The organism is Parabacteroides sp. PM6-13 (assembly GCF_029892605.1).
In the GTDB taxonomy this organism is placed as follows: domain Bacteria; phylum Bacteroidota; class Bacteroidia; order Bacteroidales; family Tannerellaceae; genus QVMG01.
The window spans coordinates 56,297-73,777 of record NZ_JARXWF010000011.1; the positions used below are offsets into that span (position 1 = coordinate 56,297).

Sequence of the window (17,481 nt, forward strand, 5' to 3'; positions counted from 1 at the left end):
TTAATCTTTTTCTTCTTGTTCGCGATGAAACAATTCATCTTTTAAGACTTTCGCTATCTCATAATGCTCCTTCTCGATGGCTTCCTGCAAGCGTTTCCGTATCGTTTCCGTATCGGCAAACGACAGCCAGCTCTCCAGCTCCTCATTGCTGGTGAAATCAAAAGGATTCAAGCTCGAAATAACCTCACCGAGATCGTCCAGATTCTCCGGGTCATCCGACGCTCCATCATTCTCTTCTTCGAAGCCTTCTTCTTCATCCAACACCACACCGCAGGCTTTCATGATCTCTTCGGTAGTAAAAATCGCACAATTCACCCGCAAAGCAATCGCTATCGCGTCCGATGTGCGCGAGTCTATCCTCACCTCCCGATCCTTATCGGTAAAGACCAGTTCGGAATAGAACACCCCATCATCAAACTTATAGATGAAAACCTCTTGCAACAGAATACCATACGACCGCATAAAGGCCACAAACAGATCGTGTGTCAACGGGCGTGGCGGAATAATATGTTCCAGGGCGATAGCAATAGCCTGCGCCTCGGCTGTTCCCACGATGATAGGTATGCGACGAGGACCATTTTCTTCTGCAAGAATCAAGGCGTAAGCGCTGGATTGAATCTGGCTGTTTGTTAATCCCTGAACACGTAATTGAACTCGATTATCCACAAATATGTTTTTTTAGTAAGAAACAAAAATACGATTATAATTGAGAATTATAAAGAAATGCCTCCACTTGATGAAAGGAAGCGTCTTTCAGGAGCACCACCTTCTCTTTGTTCAACAGGTAGAGACAAGGGATGGCCTTCAGATCGTAAAGCTCTTTCTCTCTCAGTTTCACCTCTTTATCATACGATAATATCCAATCGCTCGGCATCTCTCCCAAATGCTCTTTCCATGCCTGCACATCCTCATCGGGATAAACCGCTAAAACCTTCACTTTCTTACTCTCCATAAATCCTTTGAAGACCGACGATTGCTTCAGTTCCAACGTCATTTCCCGACAGGCATCACAGTCCGGATTATAGAAATAAAGAATCAGGTATTCAGCCGATACGTCATACAACCGTCCCCTCTTTCCGTTGGACAACGTATAATCAAAATCAATCGCCGGATCACCCAGCCGGTTTCTCCGTGCCACCTCCAAGAGGTGAGTCGGACGAACCTTTTCGTCTTCGTTCAGTAAAGAGGACTCTGTCATCGCCTCCAACACGATAATAAACAGCTCTTCATTACGCATTTGAGAGTTGGGATCATACAGATAATGCTCATACAGGTCCGTGAAATAGGCATACACTTTAGGCTCAGCTTCCGCCTTTGTCAACATCTTTTTTATAGCCGAAGAGACTTTATCCGGATGTGCATAAGGCATAAAGCCTAAAAAATTGGAAAAGGCCTGCTCGGTCACCTCCGGGTAATGTATATAAGTCGTATCATTAAAATCGAATTTATCCCAATAGTGATCGATCAAATAATTGGCACGTTCCATACGGTCTGAAATAAGAGCAGGGACATCGACCATCTCAAAAACAGGTGCTTTCGCCTTTTCAGCCTCCTGCTCTTTGGGTTTATGATTACATGCCGTAAGAACACATAAACAGACAAGAAGATTAAACCATTTCATATATCTTTTTTTTACAAATATAAAACATAAACTCGAAAGCACCGGACAAATCACAAGAAATGGCTAACTTTGACATCATTCCGATTACAATCAAATTCTATACATAAAATTAACTCTGAACGATTATGAAACGTTATCTCTTTTTCTCTTTACTAACCTTTATCACTTGTATTTCATGCAATAACAAAATGAAAAACTTTACGCCGGGAGAGATATGGCCCGACAACAAAGGGGTGCATATCAATGCGCACGGCGGAGGTATTCTTTTTGTCGACAACACCTATTACTGGTATGGAGAGCATAAAACAGCAGGCGAAGCTGGCAATGTGGCCAACGTTGGCGTGCACTGCTATTCTTCCAAGGACCTATACAATTGGAAAGACGAAGGCGTGGTGCTCACGGTTATGCCTGAGGGTTCGGGCAGCGATATCGAACAAGGATGTATCCTGGAACGTCCCAAGGTCATTCATAACGCAAAAACCGGTCAATACGCCATGTGGTTTCACTTAGAGCCCAAAGGATTGGGTTATTTGGGTGCGCGCAGCGGTATCGCGGTCAGTGACAATCCAACCGGGCCGTTCACCTTTATCAAGTCCGTACGTCCCAATGCCGGTCACTGGCCGAAAAACTTCCCCGACGAATTGAAAGAGATGCCCGTCCGCGCGGAAGGATATCGCTTCGATGGCGGCTCGATACCGGCTCATCCCGACACACTCAACATCGTAAAGAGAGACCTGGAGGAGGGACAGATGGCACGCGATATGACCCTGTTTGTCGACGACGACGGCAAAGCCTACCACATCTACTCCTCTGAAGAAAACAGCACCCTGCATATTGCCCGGCTCACGGACGATTACCTGGATCACTCCGGCGAATATGCCCGTTTCTTTGTCGGTCGCTTTATGGAAGCTCCGGCTCTGTTCAAAAAAGGAGGAAAATACTACCTGATGGCATCGGGCTGCACCGGCTGGGCGCCGAATGAAGCCCGTTCGGCCGTTGCCGACCATATCTGGGGGCCGTGGAAAGAGATGGGCAATCCCTGCCAGGGTGAAGAGGCCTACCGCACTTTCCGTTCCCAAAGCACCTACATTTTCCCTCTTGCCGGAAAAGAAGACCAATTCATCTATATGGGCGACCGCTGGACACCAACCGACGCGATCGACGGCCGCTATATCTGGCTCCCAATCCGTTTCGACGAAGAGCGATTCTTCATCGATTGGCAAGAGAGCTGGAGTCTCTGAAAAAAGCAATTATCAAATTGATAGCAAAAACACCATTTTGCTTTACAATATGATACGTTAAAAAGTGTTACTCCTGCGGGTAATTTAAAATACCCCTACGTTTTCGGAAAAATAGTCGGGCGTTTTTGACAAAATGTAAGTTTCGCTTAGCGCAGCGTAAAGCAAAGGGTCAAATTGGGATGACATGCCCCAAGAACTTGTCGGCACCTGGCAATGTATTGGGTCTTTGGAAGAAACTTTTTGCCTGTAAGGGAACAAAACCGGGTGGTTCGGTTGTTATATAATAAAGTGAACAAAAAAAACAGAAACAGTATGAATAAAATCAGCTATGCAGCCATACGAAGTGCTTTCGCGATCGTGTTGGGACTTATCCTTATCTTATGGCCGGAAATGGCTCTTCGCTATTTGGTCATTACCATAGGGGTCCTGTTTATTCTTCCGGGCATATTCACCATCATTGGGTATTTCACGCGGGAGAAGAGCGAAGACACCAAAGATAATACGATATTTCCGCTGGATGCTGCCGGTAGTATCCTGTTTGGCAGCTGGCTATTGATTATGCCGGACTTCTTTATTAATATACTAATGTATGTACTGGGGGCGCTGTTATTATTTGCCGGATTGCAACAGATCGTATCGCTTATAAAAGCGCGCCAATGGGCCAGGGTACCCTGGGGCTTTTATGTGATCCCATCGCTTATTTTCCTGACAGGCATATTGATCGTTACCTATCCGAAAAGCTCGATTACGAACGCCGTCGTGGTGTTTGGCGTCACCAGTGTGGTGTATGGTTTTGCGGAAATGATCAACAGTTTCAAATTCCGCCGAAAGAAAGAAAAGGTAGAAATTGTAGACACTAACTTTTACGATACTCCATCGGAGAAAGCCCCACCTGTTTCTTAAAAAACTTACCAAAGGTAGACTGGTCGGAGAAATTCAATTCATCGGCCACCTGCTGTATGGTCATTTGGGGAGATTTTAATAATATCTTTGCCTCGACAAGCAATGCCTCGTCGATCCATTTATTCGCCGATTTACCCGACAACTCCTTCAATATCAGCGAAAGATATTGCGGGGTAATAAAGAGCTGAGCGGCATAGTAAGACACATGGTGTTCCCGCTTTACATCCTTTATCAATAATTGCAGAAACAGATTAAACAATTCTTCTTTCCGGGTCAACGTAGGACGCACTAACTGGTCGTTCTTGCCGATCATCAGGTTCGCCAGTTCCAGCATAAAACCAACAAAAGCATTCTGCAACACCTCTTTATGGAAAGAGTGGTTGCGCATACGGATCTTATCCCGTAAAACACCTATACTCCGGTGAATATATTTCGCCTCTTCGGGACTGAACTCCGTGCAAGGGTTTTTCCGAAGCAATAAATAGTTGCTCATCGCCGGACTCCGTTTCTCGGTGTTAATCCCCTCCAGGAAATTCCTGTCGAGCACGATCAACCGCGCTTTAAAATCCTTCCCTGCCTCCGCTATCTGAAAAATATGCGTAGGCATAATCGTCAGAAACATATTAGGCGTCAAAGTATAGGAGACAAAGTCCAAGCGCACATGTGCCGTCCCCTCCTGTACCAACAACATAAACAGGGCATTCAAACGAACCGGTTCGGTATATTCTTTGTTAACCGTATTGTCGGTAATCAACGAAGCATCAACATCTGCCACGCCAAACAAACGCTGGTAGTGATCAGACGTAGTGATATACTTACCTATTTCGGCCAATTCAATGATCGGAAGCTGTTCCATGTCTAAAAACAATTTGATTAGTAATAACAAAAAACGATTTTTGTTTCAATTTGGACGAACAAATATAACGACTTTTCCGATAAAAGGCAACTCATTCTGTCACTTCATTTTCGAAAACGACCAATCCTGTAACATAAAAAACCATTTGAGTTTCCAATATTTGTTAGACCTTTGTAGCGTGGTATTAAATAGGTATCTGTTTTAAGGCATAAAAAAAGGTTGTTTGTAGGGTTATTTATCGGCAATTATCCCCGTTTGGTCGGGAAACCGGCCTGAGTAAACGAAATTAGTTTTCCGGCTCTCCCCTGCTCTCCTACTTTTGTCCCAAAGAAATAAGTGTAATTAAAACTATAAAATGAAGCAACAAATTCTGTCTACGGCGCTCGACCTGTTCTCACAATACGGCATCAAACGTGTGAGCATGGATGATATCACTCGTAACCTGGGGATATCAAAACGAACGCTATACAGTGTATTTTCCGACAAAGAGACCCTGTTGTTGGAAAGTATAACATATACGACGGATCGCATGATCGACATACTGAACGAATTAGAAAAAAGCGACTGTACAGCGATCGATATCGTTTTGTTGTTTCATGAAGAGGTAATGAAACGGCCCAGGTGGTACTCCAAACAGTTTTATGAAGACTTGAAGAAATACCCCATTGCTTTCGAGAAACGAGAAGAGGACAAAACAGTCTTTGCCGATCGCTGCTTGAAATTATTGAACAGAGGCATTGGCGAGGGTGTTATCCGCGAAGGGCTCAATCTGGAGATTCTCTCCCTATTGGCCAAAGAACAGTTTAAGATGACTCATCCGTCGAAATCATTCAGCCACCTCTCCAATACGGAAGTGTATAATACGGTATTAATCACTTTCCTGAGAGGGATCAGCACAGACAAAGGCAATGAAATCTTAGAGAGATGGGTACGAGCAAAAGAATTCAACAAGATTATTCACTAATTAAGGATCATAATAAATTATCCAAACAAAAAATGAAACGATTTAAAAAGAACAGTAAGAGGATGTGGGTAGTATGTATGTTACTACCATCTCTGGCCTTTTCTTCTATCCAGGCACAGGAACCGGTGGTTCTGACCTTGGAAAAAGCGCTGGAGATTGCGATGAGTGAGAGTCCGACGGTTAAGGTAGCCGACATGGAAATTGAGAAAAAGAAATATGCAAAGAAGGGTTCGTACGCGGCTCTGTTTCCGCAGATCAATTTCAGTGGTGACTACTCGCGGACGTTGAAGAAGCAGGTGATGTATATGGATGGAGATGGCTTCGACATTAGCGGCATGATGAGTAGCGTGACAGACCCGTTGATTACTGGGGCAGACAAAACGCTTCAAGGGATGGATCCTAATTATAAAACCGGCACCCTGGGGAAAAACATCTTAGAGAGCATGCCTCAGATAGAAGATACTGGCGATAGCGATGGTGCTATCTCCGTAGGACGTGACAACAACTGGAGCTTTGGCTTTAGCGCTGGTATGCCATTGATCAATGCGACACTCTGGAAAAGCCTGACTATTTCAGGTATGGATGTGGAGTTGGCGATCGAGCAGGCTCGTTCTTCTAAGATAGATATGACCAATCAGGTGAAGAAAAGCTACTACGGCGTGATGCTGGCCAACGATTCCTATCGCGTGTTTAAAGAGAGTTTCGACAACGCTATGGATAATTACCTGGACATCAAAAAGAAATATGACCAGGGGTTAGTAGCCGAATACGACCTGATCCGCGCGGATGTGTCCGTAAAGAATCTGGAGCCGAATATGCTGCAGGCTGAGAATGCGGTTGTACTGGCTAAATGGCAGTTGAAAGCGCTGTTAGGCATGGATCTGGAATTGGCGATCGAATGTGAAGGCAGTCTGACAGATTTTGACTCTGAATTGTTTGCTGATTATTTAGCGGTAGACACTACGCTAAATAACAACTCCAGCCTGCGTCAGTTGGATATTCAAAACAAACAGTTGCATGCCAACCTACAGCTGCAAAAATATGATTTCCTGCCTACCCTATCGTTAGCCGGAAACTATACATGGACATCGATGAACAACGACTTCAAATTCAAAGATTATCGTTGGAATCCCTACTCCATGATCGGGTTGTCGCTTAGCATTCCTATCTTTTCGGGAGGAAGCCGCATACAGAAGATCAATCAGACCAAAGTGACGATCAACCAATTGTATCTGCAACGCGATGATGCGCAACGCAACCTGCAACTGGCGGTTAAGAACTATATGGACAATATGAACACCTGCCTGAAGCGTTATGACGCGGCTCAGAAGGGAGTTGAACAGGCCAAGCGCGGACAGACGATTGCCCAGAAGAGATACGACACAGGAGCCGGCACATTGCTCGAGCTGAACGACTCGGAATTGGCACTGACCCAGTCCAAATTAAACTTCAATCAGGCGATTTACGATTACATGGTATCGAAAGCCGAATTGGAAAAAATCATAGGTGAAACACCACAAATATATTGATAATTATAAAAACAAATAATAAGATGAAAACAAGTAAGGTACTCAGCGTAATACCGGTTGCTGCTGTTGTGTTGTTAATGTCATGCTCCGGAAACAAAGTACAGGAGCAAACAGTGGAGGAAAAAGTGAAAGTGAAGTTGGAAACAGTTCACATGCAGGAGGTTGATCAGATTGCAGAATTTACAGCCAGTGTGGAAGCGAATATTTCTAATATGATTGCTCCGCAAGCACCTGCGCGTATTGGCAAGTTGCATGTAGAGGTGGGCGACCGCGTGAGAGCCGGACAGTTATTGGCAACGATGGATGAGACGCAATTGCGTCAGACCCAGATCCAGTTGGAAAACCTGGAAACAGAATTCAAACGTATAGATGAACTTTTCAAAGTAGGTGGTGTTTCACAGTCTGCCTGGGAAGGTCAGAAAATGGCGTTGGATCTGCAAAAGACAGCGCTCAAAAACCTGGAAGAAAACAATAAGCTGGTCAGCCCTATCTCCGGAATTGTGACAGCTCGTAACTACGACAACGGGGATATGTATAGCGGAGCACAGCCTGTTTATACCGTTGAACAGATTAACCCGGTAAAACTGATGGTGAATGTATCCGAAAGCTATTTCACCCAGGTAGCTAAAGGGAAAGAGGTAGACATACGTCTTGATGTATATGGAGAGGAAGTGTTCAAAGGCCAGGTGAACCTGGTTTATCCGACCATCGACCCATTGACCCGCACCTTCCAGGTGGAAATCAAACTAAACAACAACGATCAACGCGTACGTCCGGGTATGTTCGCACGGGTGGTTATGCATTTCGGAGCGAAAGAACATGTTGTTATCCCTGACCAGGCTGTTGTTAAACAGGCAGGATCAGGCGACCGCTACGTTTATATTTACAAGAACGGAAAGGTATCCTATGACAAAATTGAGTTAGGTCGTCGTATGGATAACCGCTATGAGGTGATCTCGGGTGTGCAAGATGGTGATCAGGTAGTTACTACCGCCCAGAACCGCTTGACAAACGGAATGGAAGTTGATATTGTAAAATAAGAAAAAACATAAGATATGAGTTTATATGGAAGCGCGGTAAAAAAGCCGGTTACCACTGCCCTTATATTCGTGGCAATTGTGGTTTTAGGGCTTTTTTCCCTAAGCAAACTATCTGTCGACCTGCTACCGGAAATTGAATCCAACGTGATTCTGGTCATGACCGCTTATCCGGGAGCGAACGCTTCAGATATTGAGACAAATGTGACAAGACCTCTTGAGAACTCGCTGAATAGCGTTAGTGACCTGAAACATGTTACTTCTCAATCTTCAGAAAACATCTCCATCATTATGCTGGAGTTTGAATACGGGACCGACCTCGATGTGGCGACCAACGACGTCCGAGACAAGCTCGACGTAACGAAAGCAATGTTGCCCGATGACGCTGAAAACCCGGTGATTTTCAAGTTCGGTACAGAGAACATCCCTATTCTGTTGCTGTCGGTAACAGCCGAGGAGAGTACCAATGCACTTTATAAGATTCTGGACGACCGTGTAGCCAATCCAATTGCCCGTATCAGTGGCGTAGGGGCTGTGTCTATCTCGGGTACTCCCATCCGCGAAGTGCAGGTTTATTGCGACCCGTACAAGCTGGAAGCATACAATCAAACCGTAGAGGGTATCTCCAATGTGATCGCGATGGAGAACCGCAATACGCCTTCGGGTTCCATCGACATCGGCTCGAATACCTACTCCTTGCGTGTGCAGGGTGAGTTCACCGACGCCAACCAACTATTGAACCTGGTCGTTGGTTACTTCAACGGCAAAACTGTTTACCTGCGTGACGTGGCTCGTGTAGAAGATACCGTAGCTGAACGTGCTCAAGAGGTATACAACAACGGTACCCGCGGGGGTATGATCGTTGTACAGAAACAATCAGGAGCCAATGCCGTACAGATTGCCAAGAAAGTACAAGAATTGTTGCCCCAATTGCAGGAGACATTACCTTCCGACGTCAAGATCGGTGTGATTGTTGATACATCCACTAACATCTTGAATACGATCGACAGTTTGATTGAAACCATCACACTGACATTTATCATTGTAATGTTGGTGGTATTTATCTTCCTGGGAAGATGGAGAGCCACGTTCATTATTATCATTACGATCCCGATCTCTTTGATTGCGGCGTTTGCCTACCTGTTGGCTTCGGGCAATACGCTTAATATCATCTCACTGAGTTCACTCTCCATTGCGATTGGTATGGTGGTCGACGACGCGATTGTGGTATTGGAGAACGTAACGACACATATCGAACGAGGTAGTAAACCCAAACAGGCCGCCGTGCATGCGACCAATGAGGTGGCTATTTCCGTTATCGCCTCTACATTGACCATGTTGGCCGTGTTCCTGCCGTTGACTATGGTAACCGGTTTGGCCGGAATCTTGTTCAAACAGCTGGGATGGATTGTTAGTATCATTATGATCGTTTCAACATTGGCTGCGTTGACGCTGACTCCGATGTTATGTTCTCAGTTGCTTCGTTTGGATCCGAAGAAAGGAAAGTTATACGTACTTTTCTTCACTCCTATTGAAAAGGCATTAGGTGCTTTGGATACAGGTTACGCACGCTTATTGAACTGGTCGGTTCGTCACCGGAAAACGGTTATTTCCGCTGCCTTCCTGATTTTTGCCGGAACCATGTTTCTGATTCCGACTATCAAAACAGAATTCTTCCCAACGCAGGATAACTCCCGTATTGGTATCACGGTAGAATTGCCGATGGCAACCCGCCAGGAAATCACCCGAGAGCTCGCCATAGAGCTGGACAACCTATTCCGTGAAAAATATCCGGAAATCAAAACGTCCAACTTCAGTGAAGGGATGGCAGATTCAGACAATACGTTTGCACTTATTCAAGGAGGTGGCACAAACGAAATCAGCTTTAACATCAGCTTATACAGTGTAGGCGAACGTCCTCTATACGAAGGACGCGAAAGAGGTTTGATTGAGATTTGTGAATTGATGCGTAAAGATCTGGCGAATTATACCGAGATACAAAAATATATTGTGAGCGCCGGAGGTGGAAGCGGCGGTATGGGAGGTGAAACGTCCGTTGATGTTGAAATTTTCGGATATGACTTTGCTGAGACCGACGCCATTGCCCACGAGATTACCGAACGTCTGCGTAAGAGTAAAGACATTTCGCAGGTAAACGTTAGCCGTGAGCAATACATACCGGAATACCAGGTGGATTTCGACCGTGAAAAATTAGCCTTGCATGGGCTTAACGTAACAACGGCATCTATGTTCCTCCGTAACCGTATCAATGGTTCGACCGCGTCCCAATATCGCGAAGACGGTGACGAATATGATATCCGTGTACGCTATGCACCGGAGTTCCGTCAATCGCTTGAGGATATTGAAAATATTGTAATCTTCAATAACGCCGGACAGGGTGTCCGCATCCGCGATGTGGGCCAGGTAGTGGAACGTATGAATCCGCCGACGATCGAACGTAAAGACCGTCAGCGTGTGATCACCGTATCGGCTATCGCTTCTCCGGGAGCTGCCCTGAGTGATATCGTAGAAACAGCCCGTCAGGAGCTACGCAGCATGGAGATTCCTCCGGAGATCTCATGGAACATCGGTGGTACTTACGAAAACCAGCAGGAAACATTTGCTGACCTGGGTGTATTGGCACTGCTTATCTTGTTGCTCGTGTTTATTGTGATGGCAGCTCAGTTCGAATCGTTAGTCGACCCGTTCGTGATCATGTTCTCCGTTCCGTTTGCAGTGGTAGGGGTGATCTGGGGATTGGTCGTTACAAAGACCGCCTTAGGTATCATGGCATTGATCGGTATGATTATGTTGCTGGGTATTGTGGTGAAAAACGGTATCGTATTGATTGACTACACCATTCTCTGCCGCGAACGTGGTATGGGTATCATTGCAGCTTGTGTGGCTGCAGGGAAATCCCGTCTTCGTCCGGTATTGATGACCACACTGACGACCGTACTGGGTATGGTTCCGATGGCTGTGGGAACAGGTGAAGGGGCTGAAATGTGGCGCTCTATGGGTATGACAGTAGCCTGGGGGCTTTCCGTATCAACCTTGATTACCTTGGTGATCGTACCGGTTGTATATGCCGTATTCGCCGGTAATGGCGTGAAGAGAAAACGTCGTAAATTCAGACGCTTACTTCACCTTGAGAACAAATAAGGAATTATGAATTATGAATTATGAATTATGAGGATAACTCTCTATTCTCATGGTTCATAATTCATACCCAATTCATAATTCATAATTCACAATTCATAATTATTACAGACATGAAGGCAGTTATGATAACATTCAACCAGGCGTATTATGAAACGATCCTGGGGATTATGGACAGAAACAATATAAAAGGCTTCACCTACTGGGAAAACGTACAGGGACGTGGTAGCCATACCGGAGAGCCTCATTTCGGCAGCCATGCGTGGCCAACCATGAATTCGGCCATCTACACGGTGATAGAAGATCAGAAAGTTCCCCGCTTCCTGGAGTTGCTCGAGAAGCTGGATAAGCAAACCGAAGCATTGGGGTTGCGCGCGTTTGTAACGAATGTGGAACAAATGATATAAAAAATATGAATCCAAACGTAATCACATTCACCTTAGCTAAGAAAGAGAAAGCAGGACTCATTCTGTTGATGTTGATATCAGCGCTTCTTGGCTTTGGAGGTATCTACCTGGCCGGACAATTATCGTTCGGCGGCGGACGTTTCCTGGTTCTTACCTTGGGCGTGTTTTTCGTACTGGTCATGTTATTCTGCATCGTGGGCTTGTTCCAGCTTCATAAAGAAGATGGTGCGGGCATCTATATCTCCGACGAAGGGATATACGATGTCTCTACCGGCAATTCTTACGGGACTGTGTTATGGAGCGATGTAGAGAATATTGTTATTCTGGATGACATCAGTGACCTGAAACGGAAATACATTGTTGTCAGAGTGAAAAACCCGACAGAGTATATCCAACGGGAAATGGTCAAAAGTAAAAGACGCACCCTGGAGCTCAAATTACAATTTTATGGCTCGCCTATCTGTTTTTCCAACCGGGCATTGAATTGTACTTTTCAGGAACTACAAGAGGGTGTGTTCTTTAAATACAACGAATATAAAAAGAGGACAGAGGCGAAAAGTGAATAAACTTACACGCCCTTCTTCTTTGTATGAATATTATTACTATCTTTGCACCGCTTTTTAGCCCCGCCTGGTGTGATGGGAAATTAGGAAGCACTAATTTTGAGTAACACAAAAAAAAGATTTAAGATGAAAACATTTGCATTAGAAGCAAAATCAAGAACGATCGCCGGATGTTCAGCCGATCAGAAAAGAGGATTGAAAAGTCTTCGTAAAAACAATGAAATTCCTGCTGTGTTGTACGGAGGAAATGAAGTAGTACATTTGAGCGTAGCTCAGGATGCCGTGCGCAATCTGATCTATACGCCGAAAGTGTATCTGGTGGAACTGACTATTGATGGCAACAAAAAAATGGCTATCGTGAAAGATATGCAATTCCAGCCTGTAACCGATGAGTTATTGCACATTGACTTCCTGGAAATCGCTAAAGACAAACCAGTAATCATTGAAGTACCGGTTGCGTTGGAAGGATATGCTGAAGGGGTGAAAGCCGGGGGTAAACTGACACTGCGTATGCGTAAGCTGAAAGTAAAAGCGTTGTATGATAACTTACCTGAAAAACTGGTTATCAACGTTGAGAAACTGGGATTGGGTAAATCTATGCAAATCGGCGAACTTGAATTCGAAGGATTGGAACTGATGAACGCAAAGAACGCCGTTGTTTGTACCGTACAGTTGACTCGTGCCGCTCGTGGTGCTGCTGCTGCCGCTGCGACAGCAAAGAAATAAGCATTATTATTCTTACCATAAAGAGACACGAAGGTTCCATTCTTCGTGTCTCTTGTTGTATAAAACAAAATGAAATATCTGATTGTCGGATTAGGGAATATCGGTTCGGAGTATTGGGGAACGCGCCACAATATCGGATTCCGTGTGGTGAATCGCCTGGCCGAAATGGGGAACGTCCCCTTTACAGAGCAGCGTTATGGTGCCATAGCGCGCTTGCGGGTGAAAAACAAAGAGCTTGTCCTGCTCAAGCCGAACACATTCATGAATCTTAGCGGCAATGCGGTCCGCTATTGGTTGCAAAAGGAAAACATACCGGCAGAGAACCTCCTGGTCATTGTCGATGATATCGCTTTGCCTTTTGGCATCCTTCGCCTGAAACCCAAAGGGAGTGACGCCGGACACAACGGTTTGAAGAATATTCAGCAGATACTGGGAACACAGGAATATTGCCGACTTCGCTTTGGCATAGGCGATCAATTCCCTCGGGGCGGCCAGGTCGATTATGTACTCGGGCTGTTCGACCCGGAAGAACTGGAGGTGATGCCGCAAAAACTGGAACGTGCCGCAGAGATCATCAAGAGCTTCTGCCTGGCAGGGGTGCAGATCACCATGAATCAATTCAACAACAAAGACTAAAAATATAGTTCGGACTCTCAGACAAAACAGAACAAAAAATATGGAAGAAGTTCGTATAGATAAATGGATGTGGGCTACCCGCATTTTCAAAAGCCGCAGCATCGCTGTCGACGCCTGCAAAAAGAACCGTATCATGGTGAATAACGCGCAGGCCAAAGCGTCGCGTACCATAAAGGTTGGCGATGTCATACAGGTGCGCAAACCACCCATCACCTACTCCTTTAAGGTGCTCGCCCTGACCGAACGCCGCATGGGGGCTAAGCTGGTTCCGGAATACCTGGAGAATGTGACCACGCCCGATCAGTATGAAATCCTGGAGATGAACCGTATTTCTGGCTTTGTCAACCGGGCAAAAGGCATGGGACGCCCAACGAAAAAAGACCGCCGAGAGCTGGAGCAGTTTGCCGATCCCGACAGTATGGGAGATGGTTTTGATTTTGAATTCGACTTTGACTCGGAGGATTAACTCTTTTTTCCGCGTCATTTCTACCTTATCATAAGAAAGTCCGTGCGCCCTACGCGTTCGGACTTTTTATTTATTTTATTGTTTTCTTCAACAATATAGTTACTTTTGTGTCAAAGAAAAGTCATAAATCACAAATCACATAGCGTATGAAACCTACATTTACTATTTCTGAAGTTTTCAGTACCTCCTGGAAATGCTTAAAACAAAACATTTGGATTTTAGTTGGATTATTAGTCGGTTATTTAATTATTTCCGGTATTCTCAATATGTTTATGTCACCGAACGAGCTAACTGTCGGGGCTTTTATCATACTCCTGATCTCTACGGTTCTCCAACTGATCTTCCAGTTGGGATACACTAAAAATATGTTTCAGGCATTGGATGGTATTGAACCTCAGTTCTCCGCGTATGGACAGCAGGCGTCTAAAATACTGAATGCGTTTATTGCTTCCCTGATCGCAGGAATCGCTACGTTCATCGGATTGGTTTTATTGATTATTCCCGGGATCTATATCGGAATACGACTTGGCTTCTTCAGTTGTTTCATCGTAGAAGAAAATGCCGGTCCGATCGAAGCGCTCAAAAAGAGCTGGGAACTGACTAAAGGACAGGAATTGCCTCTTTTCGTATTATTGCTTGTTATGATCGGTATCATCTTAGTCGGTATTATTTTGCTCGGCATCGGTGTATTAGTGGCCGCGCCGCTGGTTTCTCTGATGAGCTGTTATGTTTTCAGAAAGCTGAACACCCCTGTTGCCGTCCTGGAAGAGGTTGTTGATGATGTGATTGCGTAATCATGGGTAAAACCTATCGTATAAAAGACATTGCGGCACTGTCCGGTGTCTCGACCGGCACAGTGGATCGTATCCTACACAACCGAGGCAAAGTATCGGAAGAGGCTCGTCGAAAAGTAGAAGCCGTATTAAAAGAGATTGACTATCATCCCAACCTGATAGCTCGTTCGTTGGCTTTAAAGAAGCAGTATCACCTGTTTACCCTGATCCCCTCCTATCAACCTGGAGAGTATTGGGAGTTGTTTATGCAAGGGGTTCATAAGGCCGAGCAGGAGCTGTTCAGCTATAACATCAATGTCACCTCTTTGTTTTTCAACCAGTTTGATAAAAGCAACTTCGATAAGCTCACCGACGAATTATTGGCTGCCGATTGCCAGGGCGTTGTCATTGCTACCCTGTTTAGGAAGGGCGTCATGGAGCTCATCGCATCGCTGGATGAGAAAGAGATACCTTACGTATTGGTCGATGCCTATATTGAAAACACCCGTAGTATTGCCTATTACGGCACCAACTCTTACGATTCGGGGTATATCGCAGGGCGGCTCCTCTTAGAGCAGATGACCGACGGTGAAGACATTGCCACTTTCCGGTTTATCCGCAAAGGAGAATCCAATGCCACCCAGATCCAAATGCGAGAAACAGGATTCCGCGACTATCTTGCCAAATACAATTACTCTGGAGAAATACACTCTGTACAGCTTCATGCCGACAATCAGGAGGAAAATTTTCGGGTATTGGACGCCTTCTTCGAAGCCAATCCCACCTTGCGCTCCGGCATTATTTTCAGCTCGCGTGCCTATATCCTGGGGGAATATTTCAGCAAACGGCCGTCGCGTTCTTCCTTCCGACTGATTGGATACGATGTGATTGAAGAAAATGTCACCTATCTGGAAAACGGCCTGATCACCCACCTGATTGCCCAGCGTCCCGAAGTGCAGGGATTTAATAGCTTAAAAGCGCTATTCCGCCATCTGGTACTGCAGGAACAGGTGCCTCCGATCAATTATATGCCAATTGATATCCTGATGAAAGAGAATATCAAGTACTACAATAATTACATCTGAAACCAAGGACTTTTTTATAGACGAAGCGCATCGGCAAGCTTGCTGATGCGCTTCGACAATTTAGCCCATGCGCTTCGACAGGTTTGCCGATGCGCTTCGTCTATAATAAACTCCTTCTATCTTCCGATACCCTGATAAACGAACCCGAAATCTTCCAATTCCTGTTTTTCATACAGATTGCGTCCATCAAATACAAGCGGGCAACGCATAGACTTCTTTATCACCGACCAGGAGGGTAGGCGAAACTCTTTCCATTCGGTCACCACCAACAGGGCGTCGGCATTATCTATCGCTCCATATATATCATTGGCATACTGAATGGCATCGCCCAACTTACGTTTCACCTCCGGCATGGCAATCGGATCGTAAGCCACCACCTCGCATTTTGCCTTCAACAGGCAATCGATCAATGTCATAGCCGGTGCCTCACGGATATCATCCGTTTCCGGTTTAAAGGCTAACCCCCAGATGGCAATACGTTTTCCCTCCAGGTTGTTCGAGAAGTGTTTCTGCAGCTTCCGGAACAGGATATGCTTTTGGGCTTCATTGACCTCTTCCACCGCCTGCAAGATGCGCATGGGGTAATGATGATCTTCGGCTGTTTTTATCAATGCTTTCACATCCTTCGGAAAACAGGAACCTCCGTATCCGCATCCGGCATACAGGAAATGTCGTCCGATACGGGTGTCCGTACCAATACCTTTACGTACCATATTGATATCGGCTCCAACCAGTTCGCACAAATTGGCTATATCGTTCATAAAACTGATGCGGGTAGCCAACATCGCATTGGCTGCGTACTTGGTCATCTCAGCCGTCGGCACATCCATGAAAATAACACGGAAATTATTAAGCATAAAGGGGCGATACAGGCGGCTCATCAGCTCCTTAGCCCTCTCCGACTCTACCCCAACGACCACCCGATCGGGCGTCATAAAATCCTTAACGGCGGCCCCTTCTTTCAGGAACTCCGGATTGGAGGCGATATCGAACGGGATAGTCACCCCGCGCTTAGCCTGTTCTTCATGAATAACCTGCTTGATCTTCTGCGCCGTACCGACCGGCACCGTGCTTTTCGTTACGATCAGTATATAATGTTCCATCTGCTGCCCAACCGAACGGGCCACATCCAACACATATTTCAGATCCGCGCTCCCGTCTTCATCCTGAGGCGTTCCGACAGCGCTAAACAACACATCCACTTCATTGATTACCTCTTCCAACCGGGTCGTAAAATGAAGACGCCCAGCTTCCGAATTACGGCGAACCACATCCTCCAAGCCCGGCTCATAAATCGGCATAACGCCTCTTTTCAGATTTTCGATCTTCTGCTGATCAATATCCACACAAAACACCTCCGTCCCCATCTCCGAGAAACAGGCACCCGTAACCAACCCGACATAGCCGGTACCGACAATTGCTATTTTCATGACTTTTTCCTTTATTGTGGTACAAATTTATACATTTATTTTAGAAACAAATTCCTTTCACTAACCCTTTGCAGATTAAAATATT

The 17,481-nt window shown here is 45.5% G+C and carries 17 protein-coding genes; 13 read left to right on the forward strand and 4 right to left on the reverse strand.

Translation table 11 applies throughout. The features are described 5' to 3' along the window. Together M2134_RS11365 and M2134_RS11370 are read right to left on the reverse strand one after the other, a co-directional pair. A complete protein-coding gene (locus M2134_RS11365; protein ID WP_280758186.1) occupies positions 1 to 666 on the reverse strand; it encodes a bifunctional nuclease family protein in 666 nt (221 codons plus the stop codon). Positions 667 to 700: 34 nt separating this feature from the next. After that, positions 701 to 1,621: a DUF5106 domain-containing protein gene (locus M2134_RS11370; protein ID WP_280758187.1), complete on the reverse strand. Its 921-nt coding sequence runs from the start codon at positions 1,619 to 1,621 to the stop codon at positions 701 to 703. 188 nt (positions 1,622 to 1,809) lie between these two features. On the opposite strand from M2134_RS11370, the gene M2134_RS11375 reads away from it, so the two are divergent. Together M2134_RS11375 and M2134_RS11380 are read left to right on the forward strand one after the other, a co-directional pair. Beyond that, positions 1,810 to 2,862: a glycoside hydrolase family 43 protein gene (locus tag M2134_RS11375; RefSeq protein WP_280758188.1), complete on the forward strand. Its 1,053-nt coding sequence runs from the start codon at positions 1,810 to 1,812 to the stop codon at positions 2,860 to 2,862. Positions 2,863 to 3,174: 312 nt separating this feature from the next. After that, entirely contained in the window at positions 3,175 to 3,765 is a 591-nt protein-coding gene (locus tag M2134_RS11380) for a DUF308 domain-containing protein (RefSeq protein WP_280758189.1), read from the forward strand. Here the strand turns inward: M2134_RS11380 and M2134_RS11385 are convergent. Further along, positions 3,719 to 4,651, reverse strand: a complete 933-nt coding sequence (locus M2134_RS11385) for a helix-turn-helix domain-containing protein (RefSeq protein ID WP_280758190.1) — start codon at positions 4,649 to 4,651, stop codon at positions 3,719 to 3,721. The two genes, M2134_RS11380 and M2134_RS11385, sit on opposite strands and share 47 nt — an antisense overlap. Before the next feature lie 325 nt (positions 4,652 to 4,976). Between M2134_RS11385 and M2134_RS11390 the strand changes: the two genes are divergently transcribed. The 11 genes from M2134_RS11390 (at position 4,977) to M2134_RS11440 (ending at position 15,966) form a co-directional block, all read left to right on the forward strand. Next, positions 4,977 to 5,585, forward strand: coding sequence for a TetR/AcrR family transcriptional regulator (locus M2134_RS11390; protein WP_280758192.1), 609 nt, complete (start codon positions 4,977 to 4,979; stop codon positions 5,583 to 5,585). Positions 5,586 to 5,617: 32 nt separating this feature from the next. Beyond that, entirely contained in the window at positions 5,618 to 7,114 is a 1,497-nt protein-coding gene (locus tag M2134_RS11395) for a TolC family protein (protein WP_280751287.1), read from the forward strand. Positions 7,115 to 7,137: 23 nt separating this feature from the next. Continuing rightward, positions 7,138 to 8,154 (forward strand): efflux RND transporter periplasmic adaptor subunit, encoded by a 1,017-nt coding sequence (locus M2134_RS11400; RefSeq protein WP_280751286.1) that lies wholly within the window; start codon positions 7,138 to 7,140, stop codon positions 8,152 to 8,154. 15 nt (positions 8,155 to 8,169) lie between these two features. Further along, positions 8,170 to 11,313, forward strand: a complete 3,144-nt coding sequence (locus tag M2134_RS11405) for an efflux RND transporter permease subunit (protein ID WP_280751285.1) — start codon at positions 8,170 to 8,172, stop codon at positions 11,311 to 11,313. 110 nt (positions 11,314 to 11,423) lie between these two features. Further along, entirely contained in the window at positions 11,424 to 11,717 is a 294-nt protein-coding gene (locus M2134_RS11410) for a PG0541 family transporter-associated protein (protein ID WP_280751284.1), read from the forward strand. A gap of 5 nt (positions 11,718 to 11,722) precedes the next feature. Continuing rightward, on the forward strand, positions 11,723 to 12,283 hold the full coding sequence (locus M2134_RS11415; RefSeq protein ID WP_280751283.1) for an STM3941 family protein: 561 nt from the start codon (positions 11,723 to 11,725) through the stop codon (positions 12,281 to 12,283). A 123-nt stretch (positions 12,284 to 12,406) separates the two neighbouring features. After that, the gene (locus M2134_RS11420; RefSeq protein ID WP_280751282.1) at positions 12,407 to 13,006 is read left to right on the forward strand and encodes a 50S ribosomal protein L25/general stress protein Ctc; all 600 of its coding nucleotides are present in this window, start codon (positions 12,407 to 12,409) and stop codon (positions 13,004 to 13,006) included. 69 nt (positions 13,007 to 13,075) lie between these two features. Beyond that, positions 13,076 to 13,642 (forward strand): aminoacyl-tRNA hydrolase, encoded by a 567-nt coding sequence (pth, locus tag M2134_RS11425; protein WP_280751281.1) that lies wholly within the window; start codon positions 13,076 to 13,078, stop codon positions 13,640 to 13,642. Positions 13,643 to 13,682: 40 nt separating this feature from the next. Continuing rightward, positions 13,683 to 14,108, forward strand: coding sequence for an RNA-binding S4 domain-containing protein (locus tag M2134_RS11430; RefSeq protein ID WP_280751280.1), 426 nt, complete (start codon positions 13,683 to 13,685; stop codon positions 14,106 to 14,108). A gap of 146 nt (positions 14,109 to 14,254) precedes the next feature. Beyond that, positions 14,255 to 14,902: a glycerophosphoryl diester phosphodiesterase membrane domain-containing protein gene (locus M2134_RS11435; RefSeq protein ID WP_280751279.1), complete on the forward strand. Its 648-nt coding sequence runs from the start codon at positions 14,255 to 14,257 to the stop codon at positions 14,900 to 14,902. Between the two features lie 2 nt (positions 14,903 to 14,904). After that, entirely contained in the window at positions 14,905 to 15,966 is a 1,062-nt protein-coding gene (locus tag M2134_RS11440) for a substrate-binding domain-containing protein (RefSeq protein WP_280751278.1), read from the forward strand. A 116-nt stretch (positions 15,967 to 16,082) separates the two neighbouring features. On the opposite strand, the gene M2134_RS11445 is transcribed toward M2134_RS11440, so the two are convergent. Continuing rightward, positions 16,083 to 17,396: a UDP-glucose/GDP-mannose dehydrogenase family protein gene (locus M2134_RS11445; RefSeq protein ID WP_280751277.1), complete on the reverse strand. Its 1,314-nt coding sequence runs from the start codon at positions 17,394 to 17,396 to the stop codon at positions 16,083 to 16,085. Positions 17,397 to 17,481: the final 85 nt, after the last annotated feature.

Excerpts from the sequence above, each read along its gene's own strand:
- M2134_RS11370 (WP_280758187.1), bottom strand. The coding sequence starts at position 1,621 with ATGAAATGGTTTAATCTTCTTGTCTGTTTATGTGTTCTTACGGCATGT.
- M2134_RS11375 (WP_280758188.1), top strand. The coding sequence starts at position 1,810 with ATGAAAAACTTTACGCCGGGAGAGATATGGCCCGACAACAAAGGGGTG.
- M2134_RS11380 (WP_280758189.1), top strand. The coding sequence starts at position 3,175 with ATGAATAAAATCAGCTATGCAGCCATACGAAGTGCTTTCGCGATCGTG.
- M2134_RS11390 (WP_280758192.1), top strand. The coding sequence starts at position 4,977 with ATGAAGCAACAAATTCTGTCTACGGCGCTCGACCTGTTCTCACAATAC.
- M2134_RS11395 (WP_280751287.1), top strand. The coding sequence starts at position 5,618 with ATGAAACGATTTAAAAAGAACAGTAAGAGGATGTGGGTAGTATGTATG.
- M2134_RS11400 (WP_280751286.1), top strand. The coding sequence starts at position 7,138 with ATGAAAACAAGTAAGGTACTCAGCGTAATACCGGTTGCTGCTGTTGTG.
- M2134_RS11405 (WP_280751285.1), top strand. The coding sequence starts at position 8,170 with ATGAGTTTATATGGAAGCGCGGTAAAAAAGCCGGTTACCACTGCCCTT.
- M2134_RS11410 (WP_280751284.1), top strand. The coding sequence starts at position 11,424 with ATGAAGGCAGTTATGATAACATTCAACCAGGCGTATTATGAAACGATC.
- M2134_RS11415 (WP_280751283.1), top strand. The coding sequence starts at position 11,723 with ATGAATCCAAACGTAATCACATTCACCTTAGCTAAGAAAGAGAAAGCA.
- M2134_RS11420 (WP_280751282.1), top strand. The coding sequence starts at position 12,407 with ATGAAAACATTTGCATTAGAAGCAAAATCAAGAACGATCGCCGGATGT.
- pth (WP_280751281.1), top strand. The coding sequence starts at position 13,076 with ATGAAATATCTGATTGTCGGATTAGGGAATATCGGTTCGGAGTATTGG.
- M2134_RS11430 (WP_280751280.1), top strand. The coding sequence starts at position 13,683 with ATGGAAGAAGTTCGTATAGATAAATGGATGTGGGCTACCCGCATTTTC.
- M2134_RS11435 (WP_280751279.1), top strand. The coding sequence starts at position 14,255 with ATGAAACCTACATTTACTATTTCTGAAGTTTTCAGTACCTCCTGGAAA.
- M2134_RS11440 (WP_280751278.1), top strand. The coding sequence starts at position 14,905 with ATGGGTAAAACCTATCGTATAAAAGACATTGCGGCACTGTCCGGTGTC.
- M2134_RS11445 (WP_280751277.1), bottom strand. The coding sequence starts at position 17,396 with ATGAAAATAGCAATTGTCGGTACCGGCTATGTCGGGTTGGTTACGGGT.